Below are 20,235 nucleotides of genomic sequence, written 5' to 3' on the forward strand. Positions count from 1 at the left end.
ATGGGTCGAACACTAACGTATTGGGCCGCTCCGAGTTCGGGTGCGATGCGGCAGACTCTCCTGACGATGACCACTGCAGAGAAGGCCCGCGTCGATCCGCGCATCGGCGGATTCGTGCCCGCGCTCGAGGGGATGCGCGGTCTCGCGGCCGTCGGCGTGCTGCTGACCCACGTCGCGTTCCAGACGGGATCGACGGGCACACCCCTCGTGGGCCCGCTGCTCGGCCGTCTCGATCTCGCGGTGGCCGTGTTCTTCGCGCTCTCGGGGTTCCTGCTGTGGCGACCCCACGCGGCCGCCGCGCGCGGCTCGCGGCCGAGGCCGTCCGTCCGTACCTATCTGGTGCACCGCGCGGCACGCATCCTGCCCGCGTACTGGCTCGTGGTCGTCGTCGTGCTGGCCCTGCTGCCGGGTGCGGGTGGTGGCGTCCGGGTGTGGATCGCCAACCTTACCCTCGTGCAGGTGTTCGTCCCGTTGACGTTGACGCAGGGCATGACCCAGATGTGGTCGCTGTCGGTCGAGGTGGCGTTCTATCTGCTGCTCCCGTTCATCGGGGTCGCCATGGCCGCGCTCCGCGGACCTCGAGCCCGTCTGCGCACGCCGGTGCTGGTCGGGGTGTCCGCCCTGTCGCTCGGGTGGACCTTTCTCCCGATCTCCACCGCGGACGGCGTGAACATCGAGAACTGGCTGCCCGGCTACCTGGCGTGGTTCGCGGCCGGGATGGTGGTGGCCGAGGCTGCTGCCGAGCTGGCGATACGCGAGACCCGACCGGTCTCCGACCTGCCCGCTCAGTCCCGACCGGTCTCCGACCTGCCCGCTCAGTCCCGACCGGTCTCCGACCTGCCCGCTGTCCCGCTGGTCGTCCGGATCGCGAGCCGACGACGGTTGCTCACCGGCATCGCGGCGGCGGCCTTCGCGGCGTCGTCGACACCGATCGCGGGCGCGCAGGACCTCACGACGCCGGCGGCATGGCAGTTCGCGGTCAAGGTGGCCTTGGGCGCCGTCGTCGCGTTCTGTCTCATCGCGCCCCTGGCCGTCGGAACGGGTGTCCGTACCCGGTGGCTGTCGGGTCCGTTCGCGCTGATGATCGGCCGGTGGTCCTACGGCATCTTCATCTGGCACCTCGCGGTGCTGGCCGTGGTGTTCCCCGTGCTGGGGGTGTCCCCGTTCGGCGGGCAGTTCCTCCTCGTCGCCGGTGCCACGGTCGTGTTGACGCTGCCGGTCGCCGCGGCGAGCTACGCGCTGGTGGAGGAGCCGGTCCGTGTCGCACTGCGTCGGCGGGAAGCGCGCAGGGCCGACCGGATCCGGGCGAACGAGGGAAGCGCCGCGAGCGCCACGGCGCCGACGGATGCCAGCGCTGCGAGCTGAATGACGGCCGAGTGGCCGACGTAGCCGTCGGGATCACGCCAGGGGCCGGTCGACAGCATCGCCCCGGCGACACTGAGTCCGAGCCCCGCGATCGCGACGAGCACACGACCGCGGACACGGGCTCCCCAGCGATGGTCGACGGCGGCGACCGCGACGGTGAGAACCGCCAGCCAGCCGAGTGCGGCGAGCCCACCGATGACCCACACGGCGGCGAACAGTCCCGCGTGGCCGACGAGGGCGGGTCGCCAGGTGGGTGTCGGTGCCGTCGCGGGGTCCGACGGGCGGCGCCGCATCGTCATCACGGCCAGAGCCGCGAGAAGCGCCAGGCCCGCGACGATCGCCGTGCGGTACCAGGTGTCGGCGGGGAACGTCAGGGTCACCTCGCCCGAGAGGCCGGCGGGGAGAATCCACCCCTGCTGCCACCCGTTCACGATCACCGGGGCGAGCACCTCTCCGTCCGGGCGCGTGGCCACCCATCCCGGGTTGGTGCTCTCGGGCACCACGAGAATGCGCTGAGTCGAGGACCCGGTCACGACGACGCGGCGGGAGTCGGCGGTCCACTCGTCCGCGGTGACCGCCACGGGCGTGGGGCCGGCGCCCGGGAACGCAGCGAGTGGTGCCGTGCGCAGCACGACGCTGTCGACGACGAAGGCGTCGCCCGGGTCCACCGACACGGACTGCGAACCCGAGGGCAGCGGAACAGGATTGGAGACGTTCGCCGCGACGGGGACATCGCCCTCGCAGAGAGACGCACGGATCGGTGCGCCGGTGGCCAACGCCCCGGCCGTCGTCGAGACGGCGGTGCGGACGAGCTGATCCGCGATGGTCAGGGTGGGGCCGGTCGCGCACGACGTCACGATCGGGCGGTCGGGATCGAACGCCGCCCCCGCGGACGCGGTACCGGATCCGGGGAGCACCGTGATCTCGGCCAGACCGGGAGGCCGTACCTGGTCGAATCCCAGTGCCGTGCGGTCGAGTACGTCGTCCCATTCGAGCAGCGAGACGGTGATCCGGTCGGTCACCGCCGGTTCGAGGGACACTCTGGTGTCGCCGTCCGCGTCGACGTCGCGGACCTGGGGGCCGGTCCCGAGGTTCACGGCGATTTTGGTCGGATGAGACGGCAGTGCGCCGAGGCTCTGGTCAACGTCGAGCCCGTCGACCGAAACGGGTTGCGGCAGTTCGAGAGTGACGGTGGGATACGTTCCGGCCCGGCCCTCGATCGAGTCCTGACTCGCGGTCCAGGACGTGCGGTCGTCGCCGTCCGTGAGGGCGAAGGTCGACCCCCGGACGTCGGTGACCTCGGCCGCACCCCGAGCCCGCGGACGTGTGGCGTCCTGCAGGAGATCCTCCAGCGCGGACGACTGACGCGAGCGCAGCCAGAGTTCGGGGGTCACCGCCGTGCCACTGGGAACCGAGAGCGTGCGCTGGAAACTGTCGAGTTCCTCGGGTTCGACGGCCACGCCACCCGCGCAGCGCACTCGATCGGGCGTGTCGACGCAGCCTGTCCGGCCCGGAAGCTCCTGTGCCAGATTCCATCCCGTCACCGTGACGCCGTCGGCCGGAGCCGGCATCTCCGTGAGGTGCCGGACGACCACCGGTGTCGGCGCATCGGGATCCGTGTAATCGGTGAGGCGGAGGTCGCTGACGCCGAACTGTGCTCCGACCGAACCGTTCTCGGTCTCGGTGGCTGTCACCCGGATCCGAGTCGTCGTGCCGGCGGGCAGTGAGACGGTCACCGGATCGCCCGGTTCGGTGATGCGTGCGGCTGCGGTCCCGTTGTCCGTCTCGATCTCGACCCATTTCACCGGTGACCCCAGAGCGCCGGGGCTGGTGCGGAAGTCGAGCAGGCCGGACTGCACCGGGCGATCGAGGTCGAGCTGGATCCACTGACCGACCGAGCTCTCGAGGCCGTTGCTCACCCAACTCGTCGCGGCGTCGCCGTCGACGGCCGCCGCCGGACCGTTGCCGGGCGAGGCGCCGCCGAACTGGGTGGCGTCCGATGCCGAGGAGGAGACGGACACCCGGGCACCGGACCACGCGCCCTCGACCAGCGGCGCACCGTCGACCGGATAGTCGGGCACGAGATTGAGTGTGCGGCGGGGATCGTCGGGTGTGCGCAGGGCGCTGCTGTGATCGTCGACGGAGCCGAAGTCCACCTCGCGGTTCATCGGGGTGTCCGTCACCAGGACGTCGTCGACCGTGAGCCCGGCGGCCCGGGCGTCGCCGTCGAGAAGTACCGGTCCCGCCGGAGTCGGGTCCAGGCCGCCGCGCTCGCGGTGCTCGTTCAGGCGAGCGAGGACCTCGGGCCCGCCCTGCACTCGGGGCACGTCGTCGGCCACCACCGTGTACGGGCCGGCGACGGCGGGGGTGCCGGGTGTCGCCTCGAAGATCTCGATCGCGGGATAGGTGGGGCGCAGGTCGGAGTCGGCGACGATGCCGTCCACCCGTCCGGGCCCGATGTCGTCGCCGAAGGTCGCGACCCGCTCGAGCCCGGGCGAGTTCTCTATGCTCTGGTGCGCCAGCGAGGTCCGGGTCGAACGCGACGTCTCGGGGTCGAGATCGTTGCGCATCACGAGGTAGCGGACGTTCATCGATGCCAGCGTGTCGGCGAGCCCGTCGGACGGTCTGCCGTCCGCGAGAAGCCGCTGCACCGAGTCGAGGGCGCGGATCGCGCCGGGCGGCACCAACGGGACCGCGTCACGGACGGCCCACGGCGAGGCCGCCAACGCCTGCAACGGTTCGTCCCGCGTCAGCCCCCACAGCTGAGCGGCCAGGGGCGCACCGGGAACGACGAGCGCGCGGGACTCCTCGGCTCCGGTGCCCGCGTGGTCGGCCAACCAGCCCGCCGCGTCGGACCATTCGTCCGGAACGGCCTCGTACGCGCCCCGCGGCGCGAGCCGCCCGGTCCAGGCCAGCGAGGTCGAGACGGTGAGTGCCACCAGGACGAGTGCGGCGAAAGCGACGAGGGGCTCCCGTTCCGGGTGCGACGCCGCGCGACGCCAGCGAGGCGACGGCACCGAACCCGGCAGCGGCACCTGCGCCAGCAACTGTGCGAGGCCCAGCGCCAACGGCAGTCGGATCACCGGTTCCAGCTTGTGGATGTTGCGCAGCGGCGCACCGGACGTGTCGAGGAACAGTCGCACCTGCTCGGAGACGGGGGAGGCCAGTGCGCCGACGTACCCGGCGGTCATGCCCACGAGCCCGATCAACAGCACCAGGGTCAGCCGACCGCGTGCCGGCATCGACCGCATGCAGAGCCCGGCCATTCCCGCCGCGGCCACGACGGCAGAGGCGATCACCGCGGCGGGTTGTGTCACCACCACAGCGCCGGCGATGCGTTCAGGCGAGACGAACGGTGTCCAGCTGCTCGTGCCGCGCAGGACCTCCACCAGCGAGGCCCACTGCGTCGTCGTGCCGGCCGACTCGATGTAGTCGAGGAACGGTGGACTGACGCCGCGCAGGATGAAGAGGGGAACCAGCCACCACGTCGTCGCGGCGACGAGACATCCGATCCACCACAGCGAGAACCGGCGCCACCGGGCGTCCGGCCTGTGCGCGAGCCACCACACGACCGCCACGAGGGTGGCTGCCGCCGTCGCCACGGCGTTCACGGCACCCATCGCCGCGACGGCCAGCGCCGAACACGCGGCGGCGCGCGGAATGCTCACGGAGCGGCCGGAGAAGACGCGGACCAGGGGGATCAGTACCCATGGCGCCAGCATCATCGGCAGTGACTCGGAACTGATCGACCCCAGGGTGGTGATCACCCGCGGAGCGAGGACGAACGCGAGCGCACCCACCACCCGCGACCCGCGGCTCCCGACCCCGAGGGCCTCGCACAAGCGCAGGACACCCCAGAACCCGAGAAAGATCAGCACCGCCCACCACAGGCGCTGCGTCACCCACCCGGGCAGCCCCAGCACGTCACCGAGGGCGAAGAACGACCCGTGCGGGAAGAAGTAGCCGTACGCCTGGTTCTGTACCTGGCCGAAGGTGGCGTCGGACGTCCACAGATGGGACGCACGCGAGAGGAACCCCAGCGGGTTCTGCGTCAGGTCGTACTTGGTGTCGGCGACGGTCAGGCCGGGAGCCTGCAGGAACGCCAGGATCAGCGCACCGACCGCGGAGAAGAAACGCCACCGGGCCCCTACGGGCGCGGTGACGGGAGCATCGGACGTCAGCGGCTGCCGTACTCGACCTGGTTGAGGAGGGAGGACTCGGCGTTACCGGAACGATCGACCTCGGGGCGGGTGTTGGACGAGGCGGCGGCAGTGGCGCCGAACACCACGGCCACTCCCAGCACGACGCCGATGACGGCACTGATCGCTGCGGATTTCACGAGCAGAACCTATCACTTCGACCGGCCTCCGGCCTGCCCGTTCACCTCGACCGGCCTCCGGCCTGCCCGTTCACCTCGACCGGCCTCCGGCCTGCCCGTTCACCTCGACCGGCCTCCGGCCTGCCCGTTCACTCATCTGCCGGGCGGCACGATCAGTACAGGGCGATGGCTGTGCTTGAGCACGAGATCGGCACAGGACGACTGCAGCAGCGACCGCAGACCGGTCCGGCCGCGCGTCCCGGTGACGATGATGTCGGCGTTCACCTCGTCCGCCGTCTCGACGATGGTGGTCCAGATGGCGGAGTGCGACTCCTCGCAGCGCCCGTCGGCGTTGATGCCGGCGCGGACGGCCAGCTCGAGGCCCTCGCTGTTGGTGACCTTCGCGTCGGCGAGTGCGATGTCCTCGGTCTGCTCGTCCGGCAGCCACTCCGGCGCCATCACTCCGGACAGGCCGGACATGCGGGCCGCCTGTCGCACCATCGGTTCCCACGCGGTGAGCACGATGGCGCGTTTCGCCTGAAGGAATCTGCCGGCGTAGTCCACCGCCCTGCGCGCATTGTCCGAACCGTCGTACGCGATCAACATGACGTCACACGACATGAGAGCCTCCAGGCTTGTGGCGGTGGCTGACGATCTTACCGTCGCGGTCGGGTTGCGGGGAGGCTCACGCGATAACGTTTCGGGTATGTACCTGCGCCGAGTTCTGACCCTGGTCGCGACGTGCGCGATCGCCACGACGGCGTGCGGGACGGGGGACGCGGCGGCTCCCACACCCACCACCACCGGTGCGGCCACGGCACCGCCCTCGGCTCCCTCGGCGGTCGTGTCGACGTCCGAGATGCCTGCGGCCACGCCCGATGTGTGCGCCACCGCCATCGACGCCATGACGCTGCGGCAGCGGCTCGCCCAGCTGTTGACGGTCGGGGTCACCGGGACCGACGACGCCGTGGCGGTGGTGGGCGCCGAGCAGGTGGGTGGTGTGTTCGTGGGTAGCTGGACCGACAAGACGATGCTCACCGGCGGCGGTGTCGATCGCATGCAGTCGGCCGCCACCGTGCCCGTCATGGTGACGATCGACGAGGAGGGCGGCCGGGTGTCGCGGGCAGCCGACCTGCTCGGTTCGGTGCCCTCGGCACGCGAGACCGCCGCCACGATGACCCCCGAGCAGACGTACGAGATGTGGCTCGAGCGCGGACGTGGACTGAAGGATCTCGGCATCACCGTCGACTTCGCTCCCGACGTGGACGTCAGCAGCCAGCCCGACGACTCGGTGATCGGTGACCGGTCGTACTCGGACGATCCCGCCACCGTCGTCGCGTACGCCGGAGCTGCTGCGCGCGGTCTCCGCGACGCCGGGGTGATGCCCGTGATCAAGCACTTCCCGGGGCACGGCTCCGGATCGGGCGACTCGCACACCGGCGCCGTCACGACACCGCCGCTCTCCGAACTGCAGGCCCGCGACCTGGTTCCGTTCCGCGATCTCGTGTCCACCGGAGTGGGTGCCATGGTCGGACACCTCGACGTTCCGGGCCTGACGACGGAGGGCGTGCCCGCCAGCATCAGTCCCGCCGCGATGGCACTGCTGCGTGACGGCACCGGCTACGGGGCGGCGCCGTTCACCGGCCCGATCTTCACCGACGACCTGTCCGGCATGGCGGCGATCACGTCGCGACTGGGCATCGAGGACGCGGCGCTGGCCGCCCTCGTCGCCGGGGCCGACGTCGCCCTCTGGATCACCACCGACGCGGTGCCGAGCGTCCTCGACCGTCTCGAGGCGGCCGTGGCGTCCGGGGAGTTGAGCGATGCGCGCGTGGACGACGCGGCCCGGACCGTCCTCACGGCCAAGGGAGCCCTCGGCTGCGCCTGACTCGTCCCGCGGACGGTGACGTAGAGTCGGGAGGTCGTACGGCGGACAGCTCCGGGGAGGACGCATGGCAGGCGGAACCAAGCGGTTGCCGCGCGCCGTCCGTGAGCAGCAGATGCTCGACGCCGCCATCGAGGTGTTCTCCGAGAACGGCTTTCACAGCACGTCGATGGACTCCATCGCCGCACGGGCCGAGATCTCGAAACCCATGCTGTATCTGTACTACGGCAGCAAGGACGAACTCTTCGCCGCGTGCATCCATCGGGAGGGCCTCGAGTTCGTCGCTGCGATGACTCCCGCGGCGGACCCGACGCTCACTCCCCGCGAGCAGTTGCGTAAGGCATTGCTCGGATTCCTCACGTTCGTGGACGAGCACCGCTCGTCGTGGATGGTGCTCTACCGGCAGGCGATCGGCCAGCAGGCCTTCGCCGGTCAGGTGCAGAGCAGCCGCGATCGGTTGATCAGCCTCACCGCGTCGCTGCTCGAGATGAGCACCAAGGACCCGCGGCCGGAACACAACTTCGGACTGATGGCCGTCGCCCTGGTCGGTGCCGGCGAGGCCGTGGCCGACAGGGTCGCCGGCGGCGAGATCGACGTGCACCAGGCGGTCGACCTTCTCGAGAGCCTTGCGTGGCGGGGGCTTCGGGCCTGACGCGCGGCCGGACCCGTAGTCGGTTCCGGGAACGTACCGACCGTTCACATCATTCGGTCGAATGAAAAAAGTCCTCGATAAGCGTCATGTCGAAGGTTTCTGTTTAAAGTACTGATCACTCAGTCTGCTGTCGGCGTGCACGAGGTCGCGTCGAACACAGCACAGGGACCCGACTCCGTCATGCGGTGGCGGATCCCGCGCACGCCGTGCGACTCCCACGGCTCGGATCAGTGTTGATCATCGAGGTGACCCATGAAGCTTTCCACTGCACTCGGTTCGAGCGAGAGCACACCCACTTCTGCAGCTCTGCATCTCACCGCCGCGATCGACGACGCGGTCGGTGACGGCACGGCAGTCGACATCCGAACAGAGCCGACGCGGACTTCCCCGCAACGAACCGCACGCATGATCGTGGCGGGTACTCGGGTGGACCTGTGCGGTACCCCGCATGTTCTGGGCCTGGTCGGGGACAGGTTGAAGGGCGGCAAGCCCCTCGCGATCGGATCGGTCAACCTCGACCACATCCACCACTTCGGTGGCATCGAGCGGTCCAGGTTGAACCTGCCGGACGAGCGACCCACTCATGAATGGCTGCTGCTGGCCGACGGTCAGCCGATCGTGGACCGTGCGAACGATCTCACCGGAACCAAGTGGCCACGACTCACGGGATCCGACCTGCTTCCCGAGATCCTCTCTCTCGCAGAGACGGCCGGCGCTTCGGTCGGGTTCCTCGGGGGCACCCCTCAGGTCCACGAACGCCTCCGGCGCCGTCTGACACGCAATCACCCGGCACTGCGGGTGGCGGGCTACTGGGCTCCCGACCGCCGGACGGTCCAGGACGAGACACTGGGCCGCGAATTGGCCGAGTCGGTGCGCGAGTCCGGTGCGGACATCGTGGTGGTCAGCTTCGGCAAACCGGTTCAGGAGCTCTGGATCGAACGGTACGGGGACCACACCGGAGCGCGATTGCTCCTCGCCTTCGGCGCCGCAACGGATTTCATGGCCGGTGATTCCACACGTGCGCCGCGCTTCATGAGCGATCACGGATTCGAGTGGCTCTATCGCCTCGTCCGTGAGCCACGGCGCCTCGCACGTCGCTACATCGTCCAGGGGCCGGAGGCGTGGTTCCGTCTGCGTGGTGCCTATCTGGTCGCCGACTCCGACCCGTCGTCGGACCGTCGGCAGGGTGACTCGTGAGCAGGCCGTACGGCGTTGCTGTCATCGGCGCCGGCTACTGGGGTCCGAACCTGGTGCGCAACTTCAGAAATCATCCGTCGTGGGATCTCGTCGCGGTGTGTGACCGGGACAGGAGCCGGGCCGAGCGTGTGGTCGGGTCGCGGTCGACCGTGGAGATCGAGACCGATGTCGACGTGCTTCTCGGCAGGTCCGACATCGATGCCGTCGCGATCGCGACGCCCGCGGCGTCCCACGCCCCGATCGCTCTCGCTGCCCTGGCCGCAGGAAAGCACGTCCTGGTGGAGAAGCCCCTGGCGCCCGGATCCGTGGACGCCGGGAAGATGGTCCGAGCCGCTCGGGACGCCGGACTGGTCCTGATGATCGACCACACGTACTGTTACACGCCTGCAGTGCAGTACATCCACGATGTCCTGCACAAGGGCATGTTGGGACGAGTCCTCTACATCGAGTCGACACGGATCAATCTCGGTCTGATTCAGCCCGATGTCGACGTACTGTGGGACCTCGCACCGCACGACCTGTCGATTCTCGACTTCGTGCTTCCCAGCGGGCTCGCCCCGACGCGGGTGTCGGCCACAGGTTCCGACCCGCTCGGCGCCGGCCGATCCTGCGTGTCACATCTGACGCTGGGTCTGGAGGACGGTGCCTCGGCGCACGTGTCCGTGAATTGGCTGTCGCCGACGAAGATTCGTCAGATGGTGATCGGTGGCAGCCACCGCACCCTCGTCTGGGACGACCTCGACCCACTGCGCAGAGTGTCGATCCACGATCGTGGAGTACATCTGGGCCAGCCGGGAGCGGACGAGAAGCGTCGTGCGGCGGTGTCGTATCGGTTGGGCGACATCACCGTTCCCGCGCTCGCCGAGACGGAGGCCCTCCACACCATGGTCGGAGAGTTCGCGTCCGCGATCAGAGAAGACCGTCCTGCTCGAACGGACGGTACCGCCGGACTCCGAGTGCTGTCCGTGCTCGAAGCCGCCACCGACAGCGCAGCGGATCACGGACGCCCCGTTCGTCCCCGTGCCGTCGACCCCGAGACCGGAGACATGGAATGACTGACCTGAACGGCGCGACGACGGTGGTCACCGGCGGTGCCGGCACCATCGGATCGACCATCGTCGACCAGCTCGTCGAGGCCGGGTGTGCGCGGGTGATCGTTCTCGACAACCTCACCCGTGGTCGCCGTGAGAACCTCGACACGTCACTGTCCGATCCACGGGTCGAGCTGGTGGAGGGCGACATTCGTGACCGAGACCTCGTGAACGACGTGGTGTCCGGGGCGGATGTGGTCTTCCACCAGGCAGCGATTCGCATCACGCAGTGCGCGGAGGAGCCCCGGCTCGCTCTGGAAGTGCTCGTGGACGGCACCTTCACCGTGTACGAGGCAGCGGCCGCACACGGGGTGAGCAAGATCGTGTCCGCCTCCTCCGCTTCGGTCTACGGTCTCGCGGAATCCTTTCCGACGAACGAGCGTCACCACCACCACAACAACGACACGTTCTACGGTGCCGCGAAGTCGTTCGGTGAGGGGATGTTGCGCAGCTTCCGCGCCATGTACGGCACTGACCACGTCTCCCTGCGTTACTTCAACGTCTACGGGCCGCGCATGGACGTTCACGGGCTGTACACCGAGGTGCTCGTCCGCTGGATGGAGAGAATCGAGGACGGCCGTTCCCCGCTCATCTTCGGTGACGGTACCCAGACCATGGACTTCGCCTACACGGAGGACATCGCTCGGGCGAACGTCGCAGCCGCCTCGTCGTCCGTCGTGGACGGCGTGTACAACATCGGGAGCGGTCGTGAGACGAGTCTGCGGGAGCTCGCCGAAGCGCTGCTGCGAGTGATGGACTCGGATCTTCCGATCGAGTTCGGACCCGCTCGGACCGTCAACGCGGTCACCCGCCGGCTGGCGGACACGACGGCAGCCTCCCGCGACCTCGGCTATGCGCCGTCGGTGGATCTCGACAGCGGACTGCGCGCACTCGTCGACTGGTGGCGGCCGCGCCGCCTTGCTGTGTCCGGCCTCGCGGTGTCTGCGACGTGACGCGGATCGACGTGATGCGCCCGTGGTTGGGCGCCGACGAGGTGGCTGCCGTCACGGCGGCGCTCGAGTCCGGTTGGATCGCTCAGGGACCGCGGGTCGCCGAGTTCGAGAGCGCCTTCGCGGCTCGCATGCAGGTCGCGCACGCCGTGGCGGTCAGCAGTTGCACGACGGGTCTCCATCTCGCCCTGGTGGTGGCCGGCATCGGACCGGGTGACGACGTGATCGTTCCGTCGTTCTCGTTCGTGGCCACGGCGAACGCAGTGCGGTACGTCGGCGCCAGGCCCGTGTTCGCCGATGTCGACCGGATCACCGGCAACATCGACGGCGACACGGTCAAGAGGGTGCTGACGCCGCGGACCCGTGCTGTCATCGCCGTCGACCAGGGCGGCGTCCCCGTCGCGGTGGACGACATCCGCCGGGTGACCGCACCGTCGAACATCGTGCTGGTCGAAGATGCCGCGTGTGGTGCCGGAGCCACCTACCGTGGCCGTCCGGTGGGGGTGAGTGCCGACATCGCCGCATGGTCGTTCCACCCGCGGAAGATCCTCACCACCGGTGAGGGCGGGATGATCACCACCGATCGGCCGGAATGGGCGGAACGTGCACGTGCACTGCGTGAGCACGCGACGAGCAAGTCGGCCGCGGACCGTCACCAGGACACGCTGCCCGCCGCCGAGTCGTACACCGAGGTCGCCTACAACTATCGGATGACGGACCTGCAGGCTGCCGTCGGCCTGGTGCAGCTGACGAAGCTCGATGCCGTGATCGAGCGACGTCGCGCGCTGGCCGGGCGGTACCGAGAAGCACTGGCACATGTCTCGGGCCTCCGATGCGTGGGTGATCCGGACGACGGAGAGGGCAACTTCCAGTCCTTCTGGGTCGAGATCGGAGCGGACGCCGCTCGCAGTCGCGACGACTACCTTCGTGACCTTGCAGCGCACGACATCTCGGCACGTCGCGGAATCATGGCCACGCACCTGCAACCGGCCTATATCGGAAGTGACGCCGTGATGGGCGATCTGACGGTCACCGAGCATCTCACCGCGTCGACGTTGATTCTGCCGCTGTTCCACGCGATGACGGACGACGAGCACGACCGCGTGGTCGCGGTGATGTCGAGGACGTCATGAGCAGATCCTTGGTGATCATCGCCGCGTCCGGCCTCGCGCGCGAGGTCGCCGCCGCGGTCCGGGCCGGTGGCGAGCACCATGTGGTCGCGGTGCTGGACGACGACCTGCGCAGAGTCGGAACGCGCTTCGGATCGTGGACGATCGCGGGAACCAGTCGCGACGCCGTCGATCATCCCGAGTGCTCGTTCGTGGTCTGCGCCGGATCCGGGTCGGCTCGCGCCGCCATCGTGCGGCGCGTCGTCGCCGGTGGAGTCGAGCCGTCCCGCTTCGCGACGATCGTGGATCCCTCCGTGCGCATTCCGCAGGGATGCACGGTGGGTGTCGGTTCGGTGATTCTCGCGGGGTCTGTTCTCACCGCCGACGTCACGGTCGGTGCTCACGTGGTGGTGATGCCCCACGTGGTCCTGACACACGACTGTACGGTCGATGATTACGTGACTCTCTGCGCAGGAACAGTTCTGGGAGGTGGAGTGCACGTACAGAGCGGTGCGTACCTGGGAATGAACAGCTCGGTACGGGAGAATCTCACCGTGGGCCGAGACAGTGTTCTGGGCATGGCGGCGGTGGCGGTGTCCGACGTCCCGCCCGGTGAGACGCGGGTGGGATGCCCGGCCGTGCCGATGACCGGCGCAGGTGCGGCATGAGCGTTCCCTTCGTCGACCTCGCCGCACAGCAGGCGGAGATCCATGACGAGATCATGCCGCGAGTGGAGGACATCCTGCGTCGAGCGGCTTTCATCGGCGGTCCGGCCGTCGGCGAGTTCGAATCTGCGTACGCCGAGTTCGTCGGAGTGGACCACTGTGTGGGTGTCGGAAACGGTACCGACGCCATCGAATTGGCGTTGCGAGCCGTCGGTGTGGGTGCAGGAGACGAAGTCGTTCTCCCGGCGAACACGTTCATCGCGACGGCGGAAGCGGTGTCGAGGGTCGGGGCGACACCGGTACTCGTCGACGTCGACCCGACGTCACTCCTCATCGATCCTGCGGCCGTCGAGCGTTCGCTGACGTCGAGAACCGCTGCCGTTCTTCCGGTTCACCTCTACGGTCAGACGGCGCCGGTGGAAGAACTGATTCGACTGTGCGAGGCCGACGGCACTGTGGTGATCGAGGACGCCGCCCAGTCACAGGGTGCGACGCGGCACGGCCGCCCGGCCGGCTCTCTCGGCGTGGCCGCGGCGACCAGTTTCTATCCCGGCAAGAATCTCGGTGCCGCCGGCGATGCCGGTGCCGTCGTGACGTCCGACCCCCTCCTGGCCGACCGCGTGCGCACCATCGCGGCGCACGGCAGTTCTCGGAAGTACGTCCACGATGTCGTGGGTGTGAACTCACGACTCGACGCGCTACAGGCAGTCGTGCTGTCGGCGAAGTTGGCGCGTCTGGACCGGTGGAACGACGCTCGGCGCGCCGCCGCCGCGCGCTACGCCGATCTGCTCGGTGGCATCGCCGAACTCACTCTCCCGCAATCGCTCCCGGGCAATGTCGACGTGTGGCACCTCTACGTCGTGCAACTCGACGATCGTGACCGGGTGGCGGCCGAACTGGCGGCTGCGGGTATCGGCACGGGAATCCACTACCCGACGCCGATCCACCTGACCGAGGCCTACCGGCACCTGGGCAGAGGACCCGGCAGCTTCCCGGTGTCCGAGGCGGCCTCGGACAGAATCCTGTCCCTGCCGATGTTCGCCCACATCACCGCGGCGCAGCAGGAGCGGGTCGCCGACGTGATGGCGGGGGCGATGCGAGCACTGACCCCCGCTGGTTCGTGAGACCGTGATTCGTCTGGGATCGTCGACGATCGGTCGCGCCCTGGCGTGGGGTGCCGGCGGGTCCCTCCTGATGCGGTTCGGAAGCCTCGTCGTGGGAATCGTGCTCGCGCGACTACTCACCCCGGCGGACTTCGGCGTCTTCGCCGTGGCCCTGACCGTGTCGACGATCCTGATGTCGATCTCGGATCTGGGTCTCAGTGCAGGGCTGATTCGCTCGAAGGACCCCGACGGTGACGGACCCACCGTGGCCACGATCGGGCTGAGCGTCGGTCTGGCCCTCTGCATACTCGTCATGTCCGCATCGGGACTGGTCGAGCGTGCGTTCGGGGTCGCCGGTTCGGCTGCGGTGGTGTCCGTGATCGCACTCTCCATTCCGGTGGGTTCCGCGGGTCTGGTGCCGTACGCCCTTCTGCTGAGGCGATACCACCAGAAGCAGGTGTTGATGGCGTCGGCCGCGGACTTCGTGGTCGGGACCACCGTCACCCTCGTCCTGGTCTCGCTCGGAATGGGTCCGATGGCGCTGGCCGTGTCTCGCGTCGCCGCGCAGGCCGCCTCCACCACGGTGCAGTACCTCGGTGCCGGCGTGCGGCCGCGTTTCGGGTTCGACAGTGCACGAGTGAGCCCGGCAGTCAGATTCGGCCTGCCCATCGCCGGCGCCAACCTGTTGTCCTGGGTCGTGATCAGTGTCGACAACGTGATCGTGGGACGGATCGGGGGCGAGGTCGCGCTCGGCCTCTACGTACTCGCCTTCAACGTGTCGACGTGGCCGATGACCGCGATAGGTCAGGCTGTCCGCTCGGTGGCGCTCCCGTGGTTCGCAGTTCCCGACGCGGAGAGTGCTGCGTCTGATCGCTCGCTGGCGCGGGCCGGTGCGTTGACGTGGGCGGCGGCCCTTCCGGCGGGCGGACTGCTGGCACTACTCGCCGGTCCGATCATCGCCACGCTCTACGGCCCGAACTGGAGCGGCGCCACCGGAGCGCTGGCCGCCCTCGGTGTCTTCGGTGCGCTCCGCGTGATGTTCGATCTCTTCGCCACCTACCTGACGGCACGAGGAGCGCCGCGGGCCGTCCTGTGGATCCAGATCCTGTGGGTCGTCGGCCTGGTTCCCGCGGTGATCGTCGGGGCACATGGTCACGGGATAGTCGGAGTGGCGTGGGCACACACCATCGTGGGCGTCGTTCTGGTGGCGCCGGCCTACCTCGTCGCAGCGCAGCGTCGAGGCGCCGATCTCGCCGCTCTGGCGCGAGGGCTTCTGCCTCCCGTCGTGGCCGGAACGGTCGCGGTATGTCCAGTGATCTTCGTGGCGCGAACATTCGAGCATCCGATTCTTCAGGCGTCGGCGGCCGGAGTCGCCGGGCTGCTCCTCTACGGCGTCGTCATTCGACACTGGGTCGTCGGCATCGTCCGACACCCCGACGACGATCGTCCGACGGTCGTCGCGAGAGCACGAGGAGCGCATCGGGTATGAGCATGTTCGGGACGACGACATCGGTGTCGAGACTCGTGCGAATCGCACTGACCGGCGGCGTGAACGAGCTCGTGAAACGCGTGGCGCGGAAGGCGTACCAGGCGTCGGGTGCCGAGCAACTCGACTTCCCCCTGCGCGTGCAGGACGTTGCCGATTCGACCAAGATCTGGTGGACCGAATCCGCAGGTCCTGTCGATCCTGGTCGACCCCTCACTGTTTCGTGGATCTGCGCTCCTCCCGGGCCGGGATCGGGCGGCCACACGACCATGTTCCGATTCATCCGCAGGCTGGAAGCCGCCGGACACACGTGTGTGGTTCACCTGTACGACCCCTACGGCGTGCAACTCGCCGATTTCACTGCAATCATTCGACGGCATTGGCCGGAGATTCAGGCTGACGTCACGGACATCGACTCGGGGCTGTGCGATTCGGACGTGTTCGTCGCGACGTCCTGGCAGACCGCGCACGTTCTCGCGTCCCGACCACAGAAGGCGGGAAGGCGGGTGTACTTCGTGCAGGACTACGAACCGTACTTCTATCCTCGGGGAAGCGAATACGCACTGGCGGAGGACACGTATCGCTTCGGCTTCGAGATCTTGGCTCTCGGGCGAATGGTGCACGACGAGATAGTCGGAAACACAGGGGCACACTGTGTCTTGGTCCCGTTCGGCTGCGATGTCGACACGTATTCGTTGACCAACGACAACGGTCGACGACACGGCGTCGCGTTCTACTCGCGACCGACCACCGCGCGGCGGGGTTCGACCCTCGCCGGTCTCGCGCTGGACCTCTTTCATGAACGACGGCCGAACCACACGATCCACGTCATCGGTGCCCGACCGTTCTCCATGTCAGCTCCCGCTGTCGTCCACCCGCACCTGGCTCCCGCAGAACTCGCCGACCTGTACAACACCACCATTGCGGGAATAGGTATGTCGTTCACCAACATTTCACTGGTGGTGGAGGAGATGCTGATGTGCGGAACGATCCCGGTCGTCAACGACTGCGGCATGGCACGGGCCGACATGAAGCACCCTGGTGTCGCATGGGCAGCACCGAACCCGACGGCCATCGCAGACCGCTTGTGCGAACTTGTGGATGCCGGCTCGAACGGGTCGTTGTCCGCGTCGGCGGCCGCGGACAGAAGGACCGGCTCCTGGGACCGTTCGGCGGACATGGTGGTGGACATCCTCGAGAATGCCGGTCGCATTTCTGTGAGTCGACAGTGAAGATTCTCGTCATTCCGCATCAGATGTGCATGGGTGGCAGCCAGATCAACGCGTTGGAACTGGCGAAAGCGGTGCAGGATGCCGGACACGACGTGACCGTGTACGCACCCAGTGGGGTTCTCGACCCCTTGGTGAAAGACATGGGTCTTCGCCGGGTGCACAAGAGCACCGATGCAAACTTCTCGGTCTCCTCGGTCAGAGAGCTCACCAGGTTGGTGAGACAGGAATCCATCGACATGGTCCATGCCTACGAGTGGGGACCCAGTCTGGAGTCGACCTTCGGTCCCCACTTGTTTCTCCGCGTTCCGGTTCTCACCACGGTGCTGTCCATGGACGTCCCGCACTTCCTCGCTCGTCACCTCCCGCTGACGGTGGGTACCGAAGAACTGATGTACCGACACCGAGTGGATTGGTCGTCGGTTCACCTGACGGAGCCCCCCGTCGACACGACCCACAACACCCCTGGAGAGGGGATGCTGGACCGAGTCTCGTTCGGATTCCTCGAGAATCACATCGTGGTCGGAATAGTGTGCCGATTGACGACTGACCTGGGCAAGGTACATGGCGTCTTCGACGCGATCGAGGTCGTGGGCGAACTGGCCGAGCATTTCCCGGTGAGACTGCTGATCGTGGGAGACGGGTCGGAACTGGCCGAAGTTCGAGCGCGCGCCGCGGCAGTCAACTCTGCGCACGGTGAGATCGTGGTCAACGCAGTCGGTGCCATGCTCGATCCGCGCGCAGCGTACAACTGCGCGGACATCATGTTGGGGATGGGTAGTTCGGCTCTGAAGAGTATGGCTTTCGCGAAACCGCTGATCGTTCAGGGAGAACTCGGATTCTGGAAGTTGTTGGACGAGTCGACGATCGGAGAATTCTACGACAACGGATGGTTCGGGCAGCGTGGTCGCGGTTCCGAGGACCTCCGCGCGGCGCTTCGTACCATCGTGGACGACAGTGTTCGGCGCTCGACCCTCGGTGCATACGGCCTCCGCGTCGTCGAACAACGGTTCGCCTTGGGCATCGTGGCTGCCGACCTCACCCAGTTGTACGAACGCATCGTCGCCGACCCACCTCGGCGGCGCGCTGTCGGACTTCTCGTGTCTGCCGCCCGTTCGATGAAATTCGGACTCGACACTCGGCGTGTGTTCACACGCCGCAAGGCCCTGCGGGGTGATGAATGATTCGCCGAGGTCGCGGCGGTGCCTCGCACGACGTCGTCGGTGCGAGGCGTGGCGCCGCAACCGTGTCGGTCGTGATCCCGTGTTTCGACTACGCCGACTACCTCTCCGACGCTGTGACGAGCGTTCTCTCGCAGGTGGGCGTGTCTGTGGAGGTGATCGTGGTGGACGACGCCTCGACCGACGGAAGCCTCGCGATCGCGAGGCGGTGGGCGGCGACGGACCGACGGGTGTCCGTCGTGGCCCACCACCACAATCGAGGCCCGGTCGACACGTTCAACGACGGTCTCCGCGTCGCTTCGGGTGAGTACCTGGTGAGACTCGATGCCGACGACATGCTCACCCCCGGGTCACTGCACCGAGCGGTTGCACTCGCTCGTGCCCATCCCGAGGTGGGACTCGTGTACGGGCATCCCCTCCATGTCGCGGACGAGCACTTGCCGGCACCGCGGATCTCACCGACGGGATGGACCATATGGTCGGGGCGAGAATGGTTGGCGGACAGGTGTCGCGACGGGCTGAACGTGATCACCTCGCCCGAGGTGCTCATGCGGAAGTCAGTGGTGGACCGAGTCGGTGGGCAGATGCCGCTGGCGCACACGCATGACATGGAGATGTGGTTTCGCATCGCGGCGTTCGCGGACGTGGCGTACATCCGCGGCGTCGACCAGGCGTGGCACCGGGATCACCCGCGGAGTCTGTCCAGTCGTGAAGTGGATCCACTGCGTGATCTGTACGAGCGGAGGGACGCGTTCGACGTGCTGTTCTCCGGGCCGGCTGGGCAGATTCCCGCCGCCGCCGAGCTGCATCGCACCGCGGTTCGAGCCGTGGCCGAGTACGGGATCGCCATGGCCACTGGCTGTTACGACCGACGAGAGGTCGACCATGACCTGGTGAACGGGTATGTCGCTTTCGTGCGTGACGCGGTGGAGGACCCGACATCGCTCGACGGGTGGCGCACTCTCAGTCGGCGGATGCGCCGAGGTCGCGGGTCGGCGACGCACCCTCTGTATGTCGGGCGGCGTCTGGCCAGAAAGGTGCGGACGGACGCTTCCTGGCGGCGGTGGCACCGCGGCGGCACCTTCTGATGCGAGTCACTTGCTCCGCGGACTCTGACTGACCGGCGCCGGCCGGGCACCGAGACGCGATGCGTGACCGTTGGCAGGGGGAGTCACGATCTGACCACGGCGAACCGGCGGGCTCGGTGCGATCCGTGGAGGCCCCGTACGAGGTGCGAGCGGACGCGGGGGATCGGCAGAACGGTGCGGCAAAGGGTCGCGGCGGACCTGGTTCTGCGGCTGATGCGACACATCGCGGACGGTCGTCGGCGTTTCGGCGACCACCCGTGTGTCCGGTGTGGACCTGGTTGTGCCGGAACGACGTTCGTCGATGACGCGTGCCATCGCCACCGCTGCGACGAGCAGGACGACTCCGCCGATGCCGGCGACGGCTGCGTTGCGCAGTCGGCTGGACACACGCTCCGCGGCGCCGGTTGCCTCGTTGATCGTCTGGACCGTGATCAGGTAGCGATCCGACGCGCCGTTCACGAGCTGCACCTGGCGTATCTGATCATCGAGGATCTCTCCCAACCGTTGCGCGCTCCGGACCGCCACCTCCGGACTCTCCGCGTTCGCCGTGATCGTGAGAATCTGTGCACTGGTGGACAGTCCCGATCCGACGACGAAGTCGGTCGACAATCCTTCGGACTGCAGTGTCCGCACCGACTCCTCCGACGACAGCCGCGTCTTGCCTACTTGCAGAACCAGCGTCGGGTCGGCGGATCGGAGGTAGGGATTGTCTGTCGCCGCTCCCAGCGCCGGGCTCGATTCGATCTCGATCGCACTCGGCAGCGACGGCGTGATCATCGCGTAGCTGGCAGTGGCCTGGTACGCGCGAGGCCCGAAGAACAGGGCGCCCGTGAACAAGGCGATCGTCAGGACGACGAACGGCAGGGCGACGAGTTTGTGTCGCCACAGGATGCGCAGTACCGACATCGGATCCATA

16 protein-coding genes and 1 pseudogene are annotated in these 20,235 nt (G+C 68.0%); 13 read left to right on the top strand and 4 right to left on the bottom strand.

The window, feature by feature from the left end:
• Positions 1–66: 66 nt before the first annotated feature.
• Positions 67–1,215: pseudogene (locus QE449_RS02545) on the top strand (acyltransferase family protein); the annotation flags it as partial.
• 17 nt (positions 1,216–1,232) lie between these two features.
• Here the strand turns inward: QE449_RS02545 and QE449_RS02550 are convergent.
• From QE449_RS02550 to QE449_RS02560, 3 genes are all read right to left on the bottom strand, one after another.
• Positions 1,233–5,546 (bottom strand): alpha-(1->3)-arabinofuranosyltransferase, encoded by a 4,314-nt coding sequence (locus tag QE449_RS02550; RefSeq protein WP_307109660.1) that lies wholly within the window; start codon positions 5,544–5,546, stop codon positions 1,233–1,235.
• The gene (locus QE449_RS02555) at positions 5,543–5,704 is read right to left on the bottom strand and encodes a DUF2613 domain-containing protein (RefSeq protein ID WP_285186808.1); all 162 of its coding nucleotides are present in this window, start codon (positions 5,702–5,704) and stop codon (positions 5,543–5,545) included. Before QE449_RS02555 ends, QE449_RS02550 begins: the two co-directional genes overlap by 4 nt.
• A 132-nt stretch (positions 5,705–5,836) precedes the next feature.
• Complete coding sequence (locus tag QE449_RS02560; protein ID WP_027506188.1) at positions 5,837–6,304, bottom strand: universal stress protein; 468 nt, start codon at positions 6,302–6,304, stop codon at positions 5,837–5,839.
• 85 nt (positions 6,305–6,389) lie between these two features.
• Between QE449_RS02560 and QE449_RS02565 the strand changes: the two genes are divergently transcribed.
• From QE449_RS02565 to QE449_RS02620, 12 genes are all read left to right on the top strand, one after another.
• Positions 6,390–7,571 (top strand): glycoside hydrolase family 3 N-terminal domain-containing protein, encoded by a 1,182-nt coding sequence (locus QE449_RS02565; protein ID WP_307108142.1) that lies wholly within the window; start codon positions 6,390–6,392, stop codon positions 7,569–7,571.
• A gap of 64 nt (positions 7,572–7,635) precedes the next feature.
• A complete protein-coding gene (locus QE449_RS02570; RefSeq protein WP_027506190.1) occupies positions 7,636–8,220 on the top strand; it encodes a TetR/AcrR family transcriptional regulator in 585 nt (194 codons plus the stop codon).
• Between the two features lie 252 nt (positions 8,221–8,472).
• Entirely contained in the window at positions 8,473–9,417 is a 945-nt protein-coding gene (locus QE449_RS02575) for a WecB/TagA/CpsF family glycosyltransferase (RefSeq protein WP_307108143.1), read from the top strand.
• Positions 9,414–10,472: a Gfo/Idh/MocA family protein gene (locus QE449_RS02580; protein ID WP_307108144.1), complete on the top strand. Its 1,059-nt coding sequence runs from the start codon at positions 9,414–9,416 to the stop codon at positions 10,470–10,472. Before QE449_RS02575 ends, QE449_RS02580 begins: the two co-directional genes overlap by 4 nt.
• On the top strand, positions 10,469–11,461 hold the full coding sequence (locus QE449_RS02585) for an SDR family NAD(P)-dependent oxidoreductase (protein WP_222637976.1): 993 nt from the start codon (positions 10,469–10,471) through the stop codon (positions 11,459–11,461). The genes QE449_RS02580 and QE449_RS02585 overlap by 4 nt, the downstream gene beginning before the upstream one ends.
• A complete protein-coding gene (locus QE449_RS02590; RefSeq protein WP_222637977.1) occupies positions 11,458–12,591 on the top strand; it encodes a DegT/DnrJ/EryC1/StrS family aminotransferase in 1,134 nt (377 codons plus the stop codon). Before QE449_RS02585 ends, QE449_RS02590 begins: the two co-directional genes overlap by 4 nt.
• Positions 12,588–13,235 carry an acetyltransferase gene (locus QE449_RS02595; protein ID WP_285186829.1) on the top strand — a complete coding sequence of 216 codons (648 nt, stop codon included), beginning with the start codon at positions 12,588–12,590 and terminating at the stop codon, positions 13,233–13,235. Before QE449_RS02590 ends, QE449_RS02595 begins: the two co-directional genes overlap by 4 nt.
• Positions 13,232–14,356 (top strand): DegT/DnrJ/EryC1/StrS aminotransferase family protein, encoded by a 1,125-nt coding sequence (locus QE449_RS02600; RefSeq protein WP_285186831.1) that lies wholly within the window; start codon positions 13,232–13,234, stop codon positions 14,354–14,356. Before QE449_RS02595 ends, QE449_RS02600 begins: the two co-directional genes overlap by 4 nt.
• Before the next feature lie 4 nt (positions 14,357–14,360).
• A complete protein-coding gene (locus QE449_RS02605) occupies positions 14,361–15,824 on the top strand; it encodes an oligosaccharide flippase family protein (protein WP_285186833.1) in 1,464 nt (487 codons plus the stop codon).
• Positions 15,825–15,859: 35 nt separating this feature from the next.
• A complete protein-coding gene (locus QE449_RS02610; RefSeq protein ID WP_307108145.1) occupies positions 15,860–17,053 on the top strand; it encodes a hypothetical protein in 1,194 nt (397 codons plus the stop codon).
• The gene (locus tag QE449_RS02615) at positions 17,050–18,234 is read left to right on the top strand and encodes a glycosyltransferase family 4 protein (protein WP_307108146.1); all 1,185 of its coding nucleotides are present in this window, start codon (positions 17,050–17,052) and stop codon (positions 18,232–18,234) included. Before QE449_RS02610 ends, QE449_RS02615 begins: the two co-directional genes overlap by 4 nt.
• Before the next feature lie 71 nt (positions 18,235–18,305).
• Positions 18,306–19,319, top strand: a complete 1,014-nt coding sequence (locus QE449_RS02620; RefSeq protein ID WP_307108147.1) for a glycosyltransferase family 2 protein — start codon at positions 18,306–18,308, stop codon at positions 19,317–19,319.
• A 6-nt stretch (positions 19,320–19,325) separates the two neighbouring features.
• Here QE449_RS02620 and QE449_RS02625 read toward each other — a convergent pair whose 3' ends face one another.
• Positions 19,326–20,234, bottom strand: coding sequence for a hypothetical protein (locus QE449_RS02625; RefSeq protein WP_307108148.1), 909 nt, complete (start codon positions 20,232–20,234; stop codon positions 19,326–19,328).
• Between the last annotated feature and the right edge of the window lies 1 nt (position 20,235).

The organism is Rhodococcus sp. SORGH_AS_0303, from assembly GCF_030819335.1.
GTDB lineage: Bacteria > Actinomycetota > Actinomycetes > Mycobacteriales > Mycobacteriaceae > Rhodococcoides.